Raw genomic sequence first — 17,331 nt, 5'->3', positions numbered from 1 at the left:
CGGGCTTTTGTTATGAAGCGGTTTATTTCAGTGATCGGGGAGCGTCTGATTTGCCATTCCCCAGCCCTGGAGCGCCTTGGACCGCGCGCGGTCGAGCAGCTTTTTCGTCTGGTCGATGGAGAAAGGCTTCGCGTCTTTCATCGCCTTCAACTCGTTCCAGGCGAGCGGGACCGCGACCGGCGCGCCGGCCCGGGCGCGGGCGGAGTAGGGCAGGATGGCGGTCGACCCGCGCTGGTTGCGCAGCCAGTCGATGAAGATGCGACCCTTGCGCTTGGCTTTGCTCATGGTCGCGGTGAAACGGTCGGGCTCCGCCATGCTGAGTGCCTCCGCGAACCGCTTCGCGAAATCCTTGTGGACGTCCCAGCTGTGTCCGGGGGTCAGCGGCACCACGACATGCACGCCCTTGCCGCCCGAAAGCATGGCGAAGCTGACGAGGCCGAGGTCTGCCAGCCGGTCGCGAATGTCGCGAGCGGCGGTTTTGACTTCTTCGAAATCGAGGCCTTCGTCCGGGTCGAGGTCGAAGATCATCCGGTCGGGCTTTTCCACCGCGTCCGAGCGCGAGCACCAGCCGTGGAACTCGATCGTGCCCATCTGCACGCATTGCAGCAGCCCGCGCGCATCGTCGACGAAAAGGTAGTCCTCGTGGCCGCCGTCCTTCTCCTTGATCGGCACGTGATGCACCGCATCCCCGAAGCCACCGCTGTCGTGCTTCTGGAAGAAGCATTTCTTCGCGCGTCCCTGGGGGCACCTGACGAGGCTGACGGGGCGGCGGGCGGCATGGGGCAGCATGATCGGTGCGACCGCCTCGTAATAGTCGGCGAGTTCGCCCTTGGTCTGTCCGCTCTCGGGAAAGACGATGCGGTCGCGGCTGGAAATCTCGACGCGCTCCGGTGCCTTTTGCGCCTTTGCGGCGCGCTCGGGGACGACATCGTCCGCGTCCTTGTCCGTGCGCAGGCCGAGGAAGCTGCCGTGGCGCACGTTCCCGTCCGCGGTGAATTCGGCAAAGGCGATTTCCGCGACCAGTTTCGGCGTCACCCAGGTCACTCCGCGCGAGGATGCGCGGTCGACTTCGGCGGGCGGTGTCTTGCGCTCGATCCGTTTCAGCTTCGCCGCCAGCTCGTCGAGGTCGTCGGCGGAAAAGCCGGTGCCGACATTGCCCTTGTAGACGAGCTTCCCGTTCTCGTGCTGCGCCAGCAGGAGCGAGGCGAAGGGGCGGCCCTTGGCACTCGATTCCTTCGATCCGATGATCACGAATTCCTGCCGCCGGGTGCACTTCACCTTGACCCAGGACTTGCTCCGCCGGCTGGAATAGCGCCCGTCCACGGTCTTGGAGATGATGCCTTCCTGCCCCGCATCGCACATCGCGCGGTAGAGCTTCTCGCCCGCGCCCAGCACGTGGTCGGCGACATGGATTGGCTCGGCGGCGTCGGCCAGCAGCGCCGACAGCCGCTCCTTGCGCTCGATATTGGGAAGGTCCGCCAGGTCCTCGCCATCCACTTCCAGCAGGTCGAAGGCGTGCAGGGCGAGGGCGTCGGATTTCCCCTGCGAACCGTGGCCGCGCTTCAGCACCTTCTGCAGGCTGGAAAAGTCGGGATTGCCCTTCGCATCGTAGGCGACGATTTCCGCGTCGATCAGGCACGACGGCAGGTCGAGCGCGCCCATCGCCTCGGCCAGCGGCGCGAACTTGTCGGTCCAGTCCTTGCCGCTGCGGGTGTAGATGCGCACCTCCTCGCCACGCGCGGCAACCAGCGCGCGATAGCCGTCGAACTTTATCTCGTGCATCCAGCGATTGCCGGTCGGCACCTCGTCCACCAGTGTCGCGAGCTGCGGCTTGCGATAGCCGGGCAGGGGTGCGCTCTTGCCGGATTTGCGCGCCTTTGCTCCGCGCTTAGCCTTCGGCTTGTCCTTTTCCATCGCTTCGAGGAATTCCGCCGCCTCATCCTTGCCGGCCGCGATTTCCGCCATCGACCGGCCGGTCTTCACGCTGGTCAGTTCCCGCTCGACCAGCACGTCGCCGTCCTCGGCATGGTCGTCCCCGATCTTGCGCAGCAGCCAGTTCTCGCGCTTCTCCTTCGGCTTGCCCTTCATCCGGACGAGCAGCCATTCGCCCTTCATCCGCTCGCCCTCGAGGCAGAAGTGCAGGTGCCCGTCCTCGAGGTCGCTCGCGCTCTTGCCCTCGATCGGGGACCAGGTGCCGCGGTCCCACAGCATGACGGTCCCCCCGCCATATTCGTCCTCGGGAATGACGCCTTCGAAATCCGCATAGGACATCGGGTGGTCCTCCGTCCGGACGGCCAGCCGCTTCACGTCCGGATCGGGGGAGGGGCCCTTGGTCACGGCCCAGCTCTTCAGCACGCCGTCCACTTCCAGCCGCAGGTCCCAGTGCAGCCGCGTCGCGTCGTGCTTCTGGACGATGAACAAATTGCCGCTCTCGCTGCTTTCCTCCTCTCCCGCGGGCTCGGGCGTGCGCCCGAAGTCGCGCTTCGCATTGTAGGTGGCGAGGGGGTCCGTCCGGCGGGCCACGGGTCAGGCCGACTTCTTGCGCCGCGAGCCCGATTTCGGCTTCTCGTCGCCGACCGATTTCTTCAGCGCGGCCATCAGGTCGATGACGTTCGATCCTTCCGCGCCACCGCCATCGTCGACATCCTCGATAATCGCCTTCTTGCTCTTCGACTTGGCCTTCTTGTCGATCAGCTTGCGCAACGCATCGACATAGCGATCCTCGAACTCGCTCGCATCGAACGGGGCGCTGCGCTGTTCGATCAGCGTGCTGGCGAGGTCCAGCAATTCCTTCTTGGGCTTCGCCTCGTCGATCTCTGAAAAGAAGGATTGGCCCGCACGTACCTCGTCGGCATAGCGCAGCGTTTCCAGCAGCAGGCCGCGCCCGCACGGTTTCAGCGCGACCAGCTTCTCGCTCCCGCGCACGGACAACTGACCCAACGCCACCTTCTTCGATTTGCGCAAGGCTTCGCGCAGCACGATGAAGGCTTCCTCCGCCAGCTCGTCCTTGGGCGCGACGTAATAGGGCTTCTCGAAATAGAGCGGATCGATCTCGCAACTGTCGACGAACTGGACCAGTTCGAGCGTCTTGCGGCTTTCGATCTTCACCGCCTCGATCTCGTCCTCTCCCAGCAGGACGTAATTGCCCTTGGAGATCTCGTAGCCCTTGATGATCTCGTCCCGGTCCACCGGGCCGATGCCGGGCACGACCTTTTCGTAGGAGATGCGCTTGCCGCTCGGTTCGTGGATCTGGTTGAAGCGGATCTTCGCCCCGGATTTCGTGGCGGTGTAGATCTCGACCGGGATCGAGACGAGCGCCAGCCTGATCTGCCCCTGCCAGTATGCGCGTGCTGCCATTTGCGGTTCCCTTCCCTGCCAAAGCGCAGTGCCCGCCGGTGTGTTCCGGCATCCACAAAGCATGGGGTGCCTTGCCGCGGCACGGGACGGGCGCATCCCGCCAATGGTAAACGGCTTTGGCGCGGGCCGGATGCGCGGATATGACCGGGTGCATGACCGCGTCCGAAGCCAGGCCCGCCTTTATCCTGACCCTGTCCTGCCGGGACCGGGTCGGCATCGTGTCGGCCGTCAGCAGCTATCTCGCCGGGATCGGCGGCTTCATCCTCGACAGCCAGCAATATGCCGATCTCGACGCAGGCCGTTTCTTCCTGCGGATCGAATTTCGCGCCGAGGGCGAGGATTTCCCCGCCGACGCGAACCGGCTGCGCGAAGGCTTCGCCACGGTCGCGTCCGGTTTCGGAATGGAATGGGCCATCGTCGCGTCCGACCACCGGCCCCGGCTGTTGATCGCCGTATCGAAGGGCAGCCACTGCCTCAACGACCTGCTCCATCGCTGGCACACAGGAAACATCCCGGTGGACATCGTGGGCGTGGTTTCGAACCATGACAGCCTGCGGCAGCTGACCGAATGGCACGGCGTTCCCTATCATCACCTGCCGGTCGATCCCGCGGACAAGCAGGCGCAGGAAGGTCGGATACTCGACGTTTTCGAGACCAGCGGGGCCGATTACCTGGTGCTGGCCCGCTACATGCAGATCCTGTCGCCGGACCTGACCGAACGGCTGGAGGGCCGGTGCATCAATATCCATCACAGCTTCCTGCCCAGCTTCAAGGGCGCCCGGCCTTACGGGAAGGCGCATGAGCGCGGTGTCAAGCTGATCGGCGCAACCGCCCATTTCGTGACCAGCGACCTCGACGAAGGACCGATCATCGAACAGGACATCGAACGGGTGGACCACCGCGCCACGGAAAGCGACCTGGCGCGGATCGGGCGCGATGTGGAAGCGCGAGTGCTGGCGCGCGCGGTGCGCTGGGTGGCGGAACGCCGCGTGTTCCTGAACGGCATTCGCACGGTGGTCTTCCGCTGACTTCGCGAAAAGGCTTTGGGATGATCGCGCGGCGCAATACGGACGGTGCGGCATGGCCCGTTCCCTGACCCAGTCCGATACGGGCGCGCTGCAGACCCGGCGTTTCCTGTTGCTCTACGCACTGGCATCGGCCGGCGCGTCCGCTTCCTACGCCCCGTTCCTGACCCTGCTGCTGCCCCTGCGCGCGCGCGAGGTCTGGGACGTGCAAAGCCTGGAAGTCCTGTCCTATGCCGCCTTCGTCGGCGCGGTTTCGGCCAGCCTTGCCAATATCGGCTTCGGCTGGCTCAGCGACCGGACGCGCAACCGGCGGGGCTGGATTGTGGCGGGGCTGGTCCTGTCGGGCATCCTGCTGTGCATGATGAACCGGGTGACCACGGTGCCGATGCTGCTGGTCCTGATCGCCGCATGGCAGGCCGCGCTCAACATGATGCTAGGCCCGCTCATGGCGATGGGCGGGGATTACGTGCCCGATGCGCAAAAGGGCACGCTGGGCGGCCTGCTGTCCGTCGCGCCCGCCACCGGCGCGCTGGTGGGTGCGCTGATCACGCTGCCGGGGCTGGCGGATGCGGACACGCGACTGGTCCTCAACGCCCTGCTGGTCGCGGCGATGATCCTGCCGCTGGTGGTCTTCGGCCGTCCCCGGCCCATGCCGCAGCTGATGGAACCCGCAACAGTCGAAGCGGGCGGAGTGCTGGTCGTGGACACCGATCCGGCTGACAAGGGCTATCCCGTGGCGCGCATGTGGGTCGCCCGCCTGTTGGTCCAGATCCCGGAAGCCACCCTGTTCGCCTTCCTGTTCCTGTGGTTCAGCAGCCTCGATCCCGCCTTCACGGAAAACGACACGGCGCGCATCTTCACGATCGTGCTGTTCGCTTCCGTCCCGGTATCGCTGGTGGTCGGGCGCTGGTCGGACAGGGCGGGGCGTCCGCGCCTGCCGCTGACCGTGGCGACTGCGCTGTCCGCGATCGGCATCCTGATCCTGGCGGTCGCTCCGGGCGTTGCCGGCGGCATTGCCGGTTACGTCCTGTTCGGCCTGACGGCGGGCGTGTTCCTCTCGCTCCATGCCGGTCAGACGCTGCGCGTCCTGCCGCGGCCCAGCCGGCGCGGGCGGGACCTCGGCATCTTCAACCTCACCAATACGGTGCCGTCGCTGGTCATGCCGTGGATCGTGCTGGCCCTGATACCGGCATTCGGCTTCAGGGGCCTGTTCGTCCTCCTCGCGGTGCTGCTGGCATTGTCCAGCCTGATCCTCGCCAGCATCCGGCGGTTCTAACCCGCTGCCGAAGGGCATTCGCGATACTGTGAAATGTTTGTCGGCGGGCGGGAAAGGGGCTAAACGACTGGGATGAGGGGACAATGGTAACGATCCGGGAAGTGGCCAAGGCGGCCGGCGTATCCGTCGCCACCGCATCGCGTGCCCTCAACGGCATGGACAACGTCACGCGCGCCACGCGCGAAAAGATCGAGGCGAAGGCGGCGGAACTGAATTACGTGCCGCACAGCGGCGCGCGCAGCCTCACCCGGCGCAAGACCGACACGATCGGCGTGATCCTGCCGGACCTTTTCGGCGAGTTCTTTTCCGAAATCATTCGCGGCATCGACCTGGTGGTCCACGGCGCGGGCAAGACGCTGCTGCTGGGCAATATGCACGGCAGCGCGCAGGAAACCGGGCAGGCGATCCGCGCGATGCGCGGGCGGGTGGACGGCCTGCTGGTCATGCCGCCCAATTCCAGCGCCGACGCGATGGACGAGGCGCTGGCCAAGGACATTCCCACCGTGCTCCTCAACGCCCATGGCAGCGCCAAGGGCTTTCCCTACGTCACGGTGGACAATTACGCGGGCGCGCGGATGGTGACCGACCACCTGATCGACTGCGGCGCGCGCCGCATCGTCCATATCGGCGGGCCGTCCAGCAACCGCGATGCGGGCGAACGCCAGCGCGGCTATCGCGACAGCCTGCGCGAAAGACTGGGCGAGACGCAGCCCTACGTCATTCCCGGCACCTTCCGTGAGGATGCGGGGCGGCACGCCGCGCGGCTGCTGCTGAGCGACAAGATCCGGTTCGACGCGGTCTTTGCCGGCAACGACCTGATGGCGATCGACCTGATGGCCGAACTGCGCGAGCAGGGGGTGGAGCCGGGCAAGGACCTGCTGGTCGCCGGCTTCGACGACATCCCGCTGGCGCGCTACGTCACGCCGCAGCTGACGACGGTGCATTCCGACATCACCCGGCTCGGCTCCGCCGCCGCGCTGATGGTGTTGCGCATGCTGAAGGGCGAAGAGATCGGGGCGGAGGATTCGCTGATCATTCCGCCCACGCTGGCGATCCGCAGCTCCACCGTCGGATAGCTCCGCACAGGTTCGCACAGGGGAGAAAGTCCTTGCCAGCACGCGACGCTCTGCGAGTATGCATGTAACCGGTTACTTTCATGAAGGACGCCCGCCCATGCCCACGCTTTCCCGCCGGCCCGTCCGGCTGGCAATCCTCGCGCCGCTGGCCCTGGCAATCGCGGGCTGTGCGGGCATGACATCGGCTTCCGCGAACCCCGCGCCGGACGCGCCCCTGGTGGCGGGCCAGTTCCCCCAGGCACCGGTGGAAGAGGGCGGCTATGAGTGGCAGCTGCATGTCCCCCGCGCACTCGCCGCGCAGGATCCGGAGGACCGCAAGCTGTGGCCGCTGATGATCTTCCTTCACGGCTCCGGAGAGCGCGGATCGGACGTGGCGCGGGTGAAAGTGCATGGTCCTCCCAAGGTGGCGGATGCCGATCCGGACTTTCCCTTCATCCTGATTTCGCCGCTGCTGCCGTCGGACGAGGATTGGAACATCGAAAAACTGCGTGCGATACTGGATCGAGCGCTTCAATCGCACCCTGTCGACCCGGACCGGATCTACCTCACCGGGCTCAGCAGGGGCGGGCATGCCACCTGGCGCTGGGCCGCGCAGGAGCCCGGCCTGTTCGCCGCCATCGCCCCGGTCGCCGGCCGCGGGGATGAGGCAACCGCCTGCAATCTCACGGAAATACCGGTCTGGGCCTTTCACGGAGACCGGGACGACGTGGTCGTGCCGGAAGGCAGTTTCGCCATGTCGCGCGCGATCCGCGCCTGCGGCGGCCGCCGGAGCCGCCTGACCATCTACCCCGACCTTGGCCACAACTCCTGGGACCCCGCCTACGCCGATCCCGCCCTCTACCTCTGGCTCCTGAAGCACCGGAAAATGTCCGAAATCGGGGAGAAATAGGCGATGAAAAGACTGTTCTCGCTGCTCTTTCTGCTGGCTCTGGCCGCCTGCGTCCACACGCCGGCGCCGACCGCCACCCCGGAACCCGTTCGGGCCATGACCTTCAACATTCGTCTCGACACCCAGTCGGATGGCCCCAACGCCTGGCCCCACCGCAAGGAAATGGTCGCGGCCCTGATCAGCCATGAACGACCGCATTTGCTGGGCATGCAGGAAGTCCTTTTGAGCCAGAAGCAGTACCTCGAAGCTGCCCTCCCGCAGTATGACGTCGTGGGGGTAGGGCGCGACGATGGGGTGGCGGGCGGCGAATTCTCGCCGCTTTTCATAGACCGGACCCGCTACGCGTTGCTCGACAGCGGCACGTTCTGGCTGTCCGAAACGCCCGGAAAACCGTCGACCGGATGGGACGCCGCCTTGCCCCGCATCGCGACTTGGGCCGAAGTGCAGGATCGCAGGAGCGGACAACAGTTGAGAGTTCTCAACACCCATTTCGACCATGTCGGCGAACGGGCGAGGGCAGAATCCGCCCGCCTTATCGGCGAATGGGCCAGCGCCAGTATCGCCGCCGGCATACCGGTCATCGTGATGGGAGACCTCAATTCGGCTCCCGGATCCGAGCCCTACGCCGTGATTTCGGACGCGCAATTCGGCCTCGTCGATACGCGGGGTGCCAGCAAAAGGGCGCCTTACGGACCGACCGGCACGTTCTCCGGGTTCGATATCGCGCGCAACGCGGAGCAGCCGATCGACCACGTCTTCGTGTCGCCGGGCGTCTCGGTCGCATCATACGCGGTTCTGACGCAGCACTGGGGCGGGCGTCTGCCCTCGGATCACTACCCCGTGCTGGTGGATCTGCTCATCGAGGACTGAGGCCGAATCACTCGGCCTCTTCCTCCAGCCAGCCGCCGGTGAAGCCGAGCCGTTCGAGCCCGCGGCGGACGTGGGGGTTTTTCCGCATCGTCTCCCATACGAGCCCGCTGCGATGGTTTTCCATCATGGCGAGGATGGGGCCCTGGTCGATGCCCAGATGGTCGCTTGCGACCCAGCCCGTGGTTGGATCGACAGTGCCGCTGCGGCTGCCGGCGTTGACGAAGGTGTAGCTGGGATTGAAGGCATCCTTGAACCCGTAGCGGGTATAGAGCCTGTGCCCGTAGGCAGCGCGCATGTTCATGAGTGCCGGGATGGTCGCCTCGGGAGCGAAGGGGATCGATCCTCCGGCCGCGGTGGGCACGATGGTGCCGTCGTCCACCACTCGGATCGCGCTCGCGCCGCGCGCAGAATAGCCCATGAAGGTGCGCGGCGTGCCGTTCACCTCCCGGCCGTTTGCCGCGGCAGTCGGACCGTCCGATGCAGTCCAGCCCCAGACATCCCCCGAATATCCGACCCACCTGTTCGGATTGTCGGCGCCGTAAGCCCGCTGGCTCAGGGTCGCGCGGCGGCTGTTCTCGAAATAGTCGATACCCTTGCCACGCATGAACTCGTCGCGGATGCCGCGAAAATCGACCCAGACATGGCTGTACTGGTGGCCGAACAGCGGCTCGAACTGGAGGTGCTCGTAGCCGTAGAACGAGCCCCAGTCCTCTTCGAGACGGGCGGCCCAGCCGGTATCCCAGGCTTCCTTGCCGACCGGATGGGTCGGTGACCCCGCGGCCAGGATGTAGACCAGCATGCCCTCGTTGTAGCCGACCCAGTCGTGCGTGCCGAAATCGCCGCCATCGCCGCGTTCGGGATACCAGCCCATGACGATGGCCTTGCCGCTGCCGCCGTTCGCCGACGGGATCGCGCTGTTTTCGCGCTGGACGAAGGTCCAGTCCACGCGGCGATAGATCCGCTCCGCCAGATCGCGGATTTCCGCCTCGACCGGATCGTCACGGTCGAAATAGCTTTGCGCGAAAAGGATGCCGCCGAGGAGCAGCGCCGTATCGACGGTGGACAGTTCGGTATTCCCGCGCCGGGTCCCGTCCTCGTTGTTGAGGAAATGGTAGAAGAAACCCTTGTGCCCGGCCGTCCCGCTGACTTCGGGTCCCTGCGGCGCTTCCCAGTAGAATTCCATGCAGTCGCGCGTGCGCCGGGCCGCTTCCTCCCGCGTCACGTAACCGCGTTCCGCACCGATGCCGTATGCGGTGAGGGCGAAACCGGTGGCGGCGATGGATGAGAACGGATTGCTCGGCCATCTATCGGGCGCGAGACAGCGCTGTGTGTCGGTCGTTTCCCAGAAATAGCGAAACGTGCGCTGGCTGAGATCTTCGGAAAATTCCGCCCGGTCGAGAGGCTCGACGGTGTGATCGGCAGCCGTGCCGGGACTGGCAGGCGATGTCATGCAGCCTGCCAGCAGGGCGGCCGGGGCGAGGGCGAAGATCGCTGTCCTGGTCATGCTCTCTCGATATAAAAAAGGGGCGCGGTAGACCACTGTCCACCGCGCCCATGGGAGAAAGGATTAGAAGTCGAAGCCGGCCGACAGCTTCAACGTGCGGGGCGGTCCGCTGGTGCTGAAGGAGTTCGGGTTCCGCAATCCGGTTACGCCGTTGAAGCTGTTGTAGTTCCGGTCGTTCAGCGCGTTGATGAGGTCCGCACGCACATAGACCCGCGTCCGGTCGCTCAGGAAATTCAACGGAATGTTCTGAGTCACCGCGAAATCGAGCTGCCGGAAGCCCCAGCGATCCCCGTTGCCTTCGGTTTCGACCGTCACGACCTCCACCGGCGGGTTGCCGCCCGGCGTACGGACGAAGCTGTTGAGATACGCCGGCGACGAAATGAGGAACTTGCCCGAAAGCGTCGTTTCCGTCGGCAGGTCGACCGCGCCGGCAATGACCAGGCGATGCTTGCGCAGGCCGCTCGAGGTCTTGACGGTGTAATCGTCCAGCGTCGGGAAATCGAACGAGAAGTATTCGCCGAAGGCACGGTTCTCGGTCCCGTCGGTGTAGGTATAGGTTGCCGAGAGGTTCCAAGGAGATTGCTGGGTATAGCGCTTCACGAACTTGAAGTGCACCGCATCTTCATCGGTCTTCAGTCCGTTCGTCCCGATGATGATCGAGCCCCATCCCGGAGGCGCGAAGCCGAACGGCGAACCTGGAGTGGCCGGGGGCGGCGTGAAGAAGCTGCCGTCCTCGCGCCGGTTGCCGAGAAGATAGGCGAACCCGTCGCGGCTCTTGATATGCCGGTATCCGACCTCGACATTGAACAGGCTGGTCAGGTCGCTTCGCAGGCCGAGGCTGAACTGGTCCGAATAGGGCACTTTCAGATCGTTGTTGATCAGGCGGATACTTCGACCGGCGCCAACGCCTGCATTGTCGAGCAGAAGCTGGCGACCCTCTTCTGTCAGGTAGATCGGATCGAAAGGCACGCAGGTCGGGCTGGGGTTGCAAGTGTTGTTCGGATCACCGGTGATGAAGTTGAACTCGCGCGTGCTGTACGCATTGATGCTCACTTCCTGCGCGATGAAATCGAACTGGTTGCGATCGTAGGAACGCCCGTAACCGCCGAACAGGGTCAGTTTTCCCTGATCGAGGAACTGGTAGCTGAAGCCCAGGCGCGGCTGAAATGCGCCCAGGAAGGCTTCGCGCTGCGTGCCATCGGTGATGTAGTCGTTGATGTCGTACTCGACGCCCGGCTGGTAGATGTTCGGATAGTTCTCTTCCGAAACGGCGGCGACGACATCCGCCGGCGTCACGAAATCGAGATAGGACGGCGTTTCCTCGTAATCCCAGCGGATACCGAAGTTGAGAGTCAGGCGGTCGTTCACGATCCAGTCGTCCTGGATGTAAACGCCGAACTGCCAGTTGTTCGAGATAACCGAAGGCGTGCCTTGACCGGTGCCGGCACCGAACTGGACCCGATAGGGAATGGTCGTGTTGAACTCGCCCGGCACCAGGTTCACGTTGTAGGAATATTGCGGGTTGAAGAAGTTCTGCTCGACCCGGTCGAGCCGGACCCATTTCGACTTCACACCGGCCTTGATCGTGTGGTTGTCGAGACCGGTCCAAGTGAAATCGTTCTGAACGGAATAGCCTTCCTGACCCTTGTCCTGGAAGTTCGGGCTGCCTCCGATCCGCAGAATCTGCGGGCGGACGAGATTCTGGCCCGTGACGGGGCTGACCCCGCCAAAGGTATAGATTTGCCCGGGCGTGAATTCTTGCGGACGAGGCGACCAGAAAGCGCTCTCGTATGTCGCCTTGAAGTCGTTCACGAAATTGTCGCCGCTGTGCACCCAGCGGAACAGGCCCCGTTTCTCATCGACGTCCTGAGACGAAGCCGTTTCCACAGCAGAGCTGCCGTTGCCAAGGAAGATACCGGATTCGTTGCGATACTTTCCGGTGATTTCGAAGAGGTCGCGGTCGGTCGCCTGAAGGGTCAGCTTGCCGAAAAACAGGTCTTCGTTGAATTCCTGCTGGGTCGGGCCGAAAAGGTCCTGAAACTCGGTCGGGAAGAAGCTGACCGGGAAGTTGGCGCCGGGCTCGATCACGACGGGCAGACGACGACGTTTCCCTTCGTAGGTTCCGAAGAAGAAAAGCGTGTCCTTGATGATCGGGCCGCCGAGCGCGCCACCGAACTGGAGATCCTTGGTTTCGGCCTTCTCGCGTCCGCCGAACTTTTCCAGCGGTGTGAGTGCGCGCATGTCGGTATCGGTGTAATCGACGAAGGCAGTGCCGTGGAATTCGTTGCTGCCCGACTTGGTCCCCGCCGTGATGGCCACCGAACTGACCTGGTCGAACTCCGCCTTGTAGTTCGAGCTGATCACGCGATATTCGCCGACCGCCAGCTGGGGGAAGGGGTTGCCCTGCGAGCTGTCCTGCCCGGTGATGCCGTTCTTCAGGACATAATCCTTCTGACCGACGCCATCGATATAGACGTTGACCGTGCGGCTGTTCTGACCGCCGCCCTGAATGCGCGACTGGCCGTCGGGATTTTCGAAGGAAACGCCCGGCGCGAGGTCCGCGAATGCCAGGAAGTTCCTGTTGTTCTGCGGAAGCGTTTCGATTTCCCGCTCGCTAATATTGGCACCGACTTCGCCGCCTTCCAGGCTGCGGATCCGCTGGCCGGTCACGAGAATCACGTTGTCCCCCGCTGCGATATCCGGAGTAGTCGTGTCGGCAGCCTGCGCAGCGAGCAGTTCGGCGACGTCGAAATCGAGGATCGCATTCTGCGCCACGAAAAGTTCGAAGACGTCGGTCGGGAGGACGCCTCTGGAGGTCGTCACATCGAGCCGATACTCGCCCGCAGCAAGGACGGCAAAATTGTATCGCCCGTCAGAACCGACGGACACCGTTCGCCTTGCTCCGGTATCGACATTGACCGCCGTCACCTCGGTGGCGCCGCCCGAAATCCGGCCGCGAAGCGAGGCGTTCACTTCCTGCGCGGCGACCGGGGTCGCGAAACCGATTGCCAGGGCGCTGGCAGTGCTGCCAAGCACCAAGGCACTGGCCAAGCGACCGGCGACGGACGAACGAGTAGTGCGCGAAAATCCCATCAAAATCTCTCCCCACATGGTCCGTGCGTGCTGGACCTCTGAAAACGGGCCGGCTCCTGCCGTGCTCGAATCAACATTTTGAGATGCATCTTGTAACCGGTTTCATTCGGACTGTATAGTCTTGCCACAACCCGCCGAATCCGTTCGGCCCCGGAAAGTGACATGGCGGACACAGCCATGAGAGAGGGGAAGCCATGAAGCGCAATTCGATCCACCAGTTCGCCCTGAGCGGACCACTCGCCATCTGTCTCGCCACGGCACTGGCGACTTCGCCGGCACAGGCGCGGGACATGTCGGCCCAGCCGTCCGCTGCCGGTACGGTCGAGATAGAGCCGGGCCAGCCGGAATGGGCCGCACCCGATGCGGAAATGGACCGGTTCCTGGACGAACTCATCGGCCGCATGACACTGGACGAGAAGATCGGCCAGCTGACACTGCTGACGAGCGACTGGGAGTCCACCGGCCCGACGATGCGCGATACCTACAAGGCGGACATCCGGGCGGGGAAGGTCGGTTCGATCTTCAATGCCTATACCGCCGACTACACGCGCGAACTGCAGGATCTCGCGATCAACGGGACTCGCCTGAAGATCCCGCTCCTGTTCGGGTACGACGTGATTCACGGACACCGCACGATCTTCCCGATCTCGCTAGGCGAAGCGGCCAGCTGGGACATGGAAGCGGTCGAATTGTCCGCGCGCGTATCGGCCGAGGAAGCCAGCGCCGAAGGAATCCACTGGACCTTCTCGCCGATGGTCGATGTCGCCCGCGATGCGCGCTGGGGCCGCATTTCGGAAGGCGCAGGCGAAGACGTCTATCTCGGGAGCAAGGTCGCAAAGGCGCGGGTCGAGGGTTACCAGGGTGACGACCTCTCCGCCGTCGACACGGTCATCGCAACCGCGAAGCACTTCGCCGCCTATGGCGCGGCGCAGGCCGGCCGCGATTATCACACCGTCGACGTCAGCGACCGGACGCTGCGCGACGTGTACCTGCCGCCGTTCAAGGCCGCGATCGATGCGGGCGTCGCGTCCTTCATGACCAGCTTCAACGAGGTCGACGGCGTCCCCGCCAGCGGAAGCCGGTACCTTCTCACCGACATCCTGCGCGACGAGTGGGGTTTCGACGGCTTCGTCGTGACCGACTACACCTCGATCAACGAGATGGTGCCGCATGGCTACGCGGAGGATTTGAAGCAGGCGGGCGAACAGGCGCTGAATGCCGGCGTCGACATGGACATGCAGGGTGCGGTCTTCATGGAGAACCTTGCCCAGTCGGTGGCGGAAGGCCGCGTGGATATCGCCGCGATCGACACGGCCGTGCGCCGGGTTCTGGAAATGAAATACCGCCTCGGCCTGTTCGAGGATCCCTATCGGTATTCCGACCGCGCCCGGCAGGAAGCGACGCTCTACAAGCCCGAATTCCTCGAGGCCGCGCGCGATGTTGCGCGCAAGTCCATGGTCCTGCTCAAGAATGAAGGCGATGTACTCCCGCTCGTGGGGTCGGCGAAGTCGATCGCGCTCGTAGGGCCGCTCGCGGACAGCAAGCCGGACATGATCGGCAGCTGGGCCGCCGCCGGTGATCGCCAGACGCGGCCCGTGACCCTGCTGGAAGGCCTGCGGGCGAATGCTGCCGACGGTGTGACTGTCGAATACGCGAAGGGCGCGAGCTACGAGTTCGCCGACGAGGGCAAGACCGACGGTTTCGCAGAAGCGCTGGCGCTGGCCGAGCGATCGGACGTCATCGTCGCCGCGATGGGCGAGAAGTGGGACATGACGGGTGAGGCCGCCAGTCGCACCTCGCTGGACCTCCCCGGCAACCAGCAAGCCTTGCTGGAGCAGCTCGTGGCGACGGGCAAACCTGTCGTCCTCGTAATGCTGAGCGGCCGGCCCAATTCGATCACCTGGGCTGAAGACAACGTGCCGGCGATCCTCCACGCCTGGTATCCGGGCACGCAGGGCGGCCACGCGGTGGCGGACGTGCTGTTCGGCAAGTACAACCCGTCCGGCAAGCTGCCGGTGACCTTTCCCCGCAATGTGGGTCAGGCGCCGATCCACTACGACATGAAGAACACGGGCCGGCCGATCGAGCTGGGCGCGCCGGGCGCGAAATACGTCTCGCGGTATCTCAACACGCCGAACGATCCGCTCTACCGTTTCGGATACGGGCTCAGCTACACCGACTTCACCTATTCGCCGGTCACGCTTAGCTCCGCGCAGATGGCGGCGGGTGGCAACATCACTGCGAGTGCGACCATTACGAATACCGGCCAACGCGCCGGGGAGGAAGTGGTCCAGCTGTACGTGCGCGACCTCGTCGGTTCGGTCACCCGGCCGGTCCAGGAACTGAAGGGCTTCGAGAAGATCATGCTCCAGCCGGGCGAAAGCCGCACGGTGACTTTCGAGATTGCGCCCCAAGATCTGGCTTTCACGCGTGCCGACATGTCGCACGGATGGGAGCCGGGCGAGTTCCAACTCTGGATCGCGCCGTCTTCGGGAGCCGAGGCGAGCACGCCGGTGACCTTCACGATCCAGGAGTGAGGCGGATGATGCGCGGATCGGCTTTCGGCTTTGCCTGGATCCTGGCGCTGGCGACGGCCGCGCCGTCCGCGGCTCAGAGCGGAGAGGGTTCAACGAAGGCGGAGCGTCCGAACATCGTCTTCATCATGACCGACGATCACGCGCAGACGGCCATTTCCGCCTACGGGACGGAGATCGGCCGCCTGGCGCCCACTCCGAATATCGACCGGATCGCGCAAAACGGAGCGCTGTTCGAAAACAGCTACGTCACCAATTCCCTGTGCGGGCCGAGCCGCGCGACGATGCTGACTGGCCAGTTTTCCCACATGCACGGGTTCACTCGCAATGGGCAGCGTTTCGACAACGGCCAGTGGAACTGGGTGCGCGCCCTCGGGCAGTCCGGATACCGTACCGCGCTGTTCGGCAAGTGGCACCTCAACTATTCGCCCGAAGGTGCCGGGATCGACGACTGGGCCGTGCTCGACGATCAGGGGAAGTACTATAATCCGGACATCATCACCCCGGGCGGGCGAAACGTGGTGGAAGGCTATGCCACCGATATCGTCACGGACCTGAGCATCGACTGGCTGGAGGAGAATGCGCGCTCGGACGAACCGTTCGCGATCCTCATTCACCACAAGGCGCCGCATCGCAATTTCATGCCGGCCCTGCGCCATGTGCAGAAATACATCGGCACCGAATTCCCGGTGCCGACAAACTATTTCGATCACTACGACGGTCGGCCCGCCGCGGCGGACCAGGAAATGAGCATCTACGAGCACATGTACGAGGGTCACGATCTGAAGATGACCCTGGAGGAAGGCTCGAGCGAACTTCGCTTCAATCCCTGGACCGACGACTTCAAGCGTATGACCCCGGAACAGCGCGCGACCTATTTCGGCGCACTGCAGCCGGAAAACGACGCGATGAATGCGGCCGAGATGTCGGACCGCGAAATGGCGATCTGGAAGTACCAGCGATACATGCACGAATATCTCGGGACCGTCGCGGCCGTGGACGAGAGCGTCGGCCGCGTGCTCGACTGGCTCGAGGCGACGGGCAAGGCGGACAACACGATCGTCGTCTACACTTCCGACCAGGGCTTCTACCTCGGCGAACATGGCTGGTTCGACAAGCGGTTCATGTACGAGGAGAGCCTGCGTACGCCGCTGGTCATGCAATATCCCGGCCACATCGCCCCGGGCACCCGGGTCAGCGTACCGGTCCAGAATGTCGACTATGCGCCGACATTCCTCGATTACGCCGGTCTGCCGGATCGCGCCACGATCCAGGGCCGTTCGCTGCGCGACGTGACGGGCGGTTCACCGCCGCGCGACTGGCGGGAAGATGTCTATTACCATTACTATGAATATCCCGGATTCCATGCCGTGCGAGCGCATTACGGCGTGAAGTCTGGCCGCTATAAACTGATGCGGTTCTACGGCGACATCAACCAGTGGGAATTCTACGACCTGCAGACCGATCCGAGCGAGATGGACAACCGGATCGACGACCCGTCCGTTCAGCCGATCGTGCGCGGTCTGAAGGAGAAACTGAAAGACCTTCGCGCCCGCTACCGGGACGGTGACGGTCCGGCAGTCGACGATCCCGTCACGATGGCCTCTGCCATTGCGAAGGGACGCCGCGATGCCGATGCCGCAGCAGGCAGCGGGCATCACGACCATCACTAACGGGGCGCTGGACCCGCTGGTCTGTGAACCAGTG

At 64.3% G+C, this 17,331-nt stretch carries 11 protein-coding genes; 7 read left to right on the top strand and 4 right to left on the bottom strand.

The features are described from left to right. Positions 1 to 27 precede the first annotated feature (27 nt). On the bottom strand, positions 28 to 2,523 hold the full coding sequence (gene ligD, locus AB1K63_RS04825; protein WP_366958819.1) for a DNA ligase D: 2,496 nt from the start codon (positions 2,521 to 2,523) through the stop codon (positions 28 to 30). A 3-nt stretch (positions 2,524 to 2,526) separates the two neighbouring features. Continuing rightward, on the bottom strand, positions 2,527 to 3,357 hold the full coding sequence (locus AB1K63_RS04820; protein WP_366958818.1) for a Ku protein: 831 nt from the start codon (positions 3,355 to 3,357) through the stop codon (positions 2,527 to 2,529). A 152-nt stretch (positions 3,358 to 3,509) separates the two neighbouring features. Here AB1K63_RS04820 and purU point away from each other — a divergent pair, with 152 nt between their 5' ends. From purU to AB1K63_RS04795, 5 genes are all read left to right on the top strand, one after another. Next, complete coding sequence (purU, locus tag AB1K63_RS04815) at positions 3,510 to 4,385, top strand: formyltetrahydrofolate deformylase (protein WP_366958817.1); 876 nt, start codon at positions 3,510 to 3,512, stop codon at positions 4,383 to 4,385. Positions 4,386 to 4,437: 52 nt separating this feature from the next. Continuing rightward, entirely contained in the window at positions 4,438 to 5,658 is a 1,221-nt protein-coding gene (locus tag AB1K63_RS04810; RefSeq protein ID WP_366958816.1) for an MFS transporter, read from the top strand. Positions 5,659 to 5,741: 83 nt separating this feature from the next. Continuing rightward, positions 5,742 to 6,734, top strand: a complete 993-nt coding sequence (locus tag AB1K63_RS04805) for a LacI family DNA-binding transcriptional regulator (protein WP_366958815.1) — start codon at positions 5,742 to 5,744, stop codon at positions 6,732 to 6,734. A 97-nt stretch (positions 6,735 to 6,831) separates the two neighbouring features. Next, positions 6,832 to 7,623, top strand: coding sequence for a hypothetical protein (locus tag AB1K63_RS04800; protein WP_366958814.1), 792 nt, complete (start codon positions 6,832 to 6,834; stop codon positions 7,621 to 7,623). Between the two features lie 3 nt (positions 7,624 to 7,626). Next, positions 7,627 to 8,493, top strand: coding sequence for an endonuclease/exonuclease/phosphatase family protein (locus AB1K63_RS04795; RefSeq protein WP_366958813.1), 867 nt, complete (start codon positions 7,627 to 7,629; stop codon positions 8,491 to 8,493). Between the two features lie 7 nt (positions 8,494 to 8,500). Here AB1K63_RS04795 and AB1K63_RS04790 read toward each other — a convergent pair whose 3' ends face one another. Then, a complete protein-coding gene (locus AB1K63_RS04790; RefSeq protein WP_366958812.1) occupies positions 8,501 to 9,997 on the bottom strand; it encodes a glucoamylase family protein in 1,497 nt (498 codons plus the stop codon). A 63-nt stretch (positions 9,998 to 10,060) separates the two neighbouring features. Then, positions 10,061 to 13,048: a TonB-dependent receptor gene (locus AB1K63_RS04785; protein ID WP_366958811.1), complete on the bottom strand. Its 2,988-nt coding sequence runs from the start codon at positions 13,046 to 13,048 to the stop codon at positions 10,061 to 10,063. 236 nt (positions 13,049 to 13,284) lie between these two features. On the opposite strand from AB1K63_RS04785, the gene bglX reads away from it, so the two are divergent. Both bglX and AB1K63_RS04775 read left to right on the top strand, forming a co-directional pair. Further along, the gene (gene bglX / locus AB1K63_RS04780) at positions 13,285 to 15,627 is read left to right on the top strand and encodes a beta-glucosidase BglX (protein WP_366958810.1); all 2,343 of its coding nucleotides are present in this window, start codon (positions 13,285 to 13,287) and stop codon (positions 15,625 to 15,627) included. Positions 15,628 to 15,632: 5 nt separating this feature from the next. Continuing rightward, on the top strand, positions 15,633 to 17,297 hold the full coding sequence (locus AB1K63_RS04775; protein ID WP_366958809.1) for a sulfatase: 1,665 nt from the start codon (positions 15,633 to 15,635) through the stop codon (positions 17,295 to 17,297). The last annotated feature ends 34 nt before the right edge of the window (positions 17,298 to 17,331 follow it).

It is taken from the genome of Qipengyuania sp. JC766, from assembly GCF_040717445.1.
GTDB lineage: Bacteria > Pseudomonadota > Alphaproteobacteria > Sphingomonadales > Sphingomonadaceae > JC766.
Note: the sequence above shows the minus strand (reverse complement) of the source record. Positions and strands in the feature narration are given on the sequence as shown.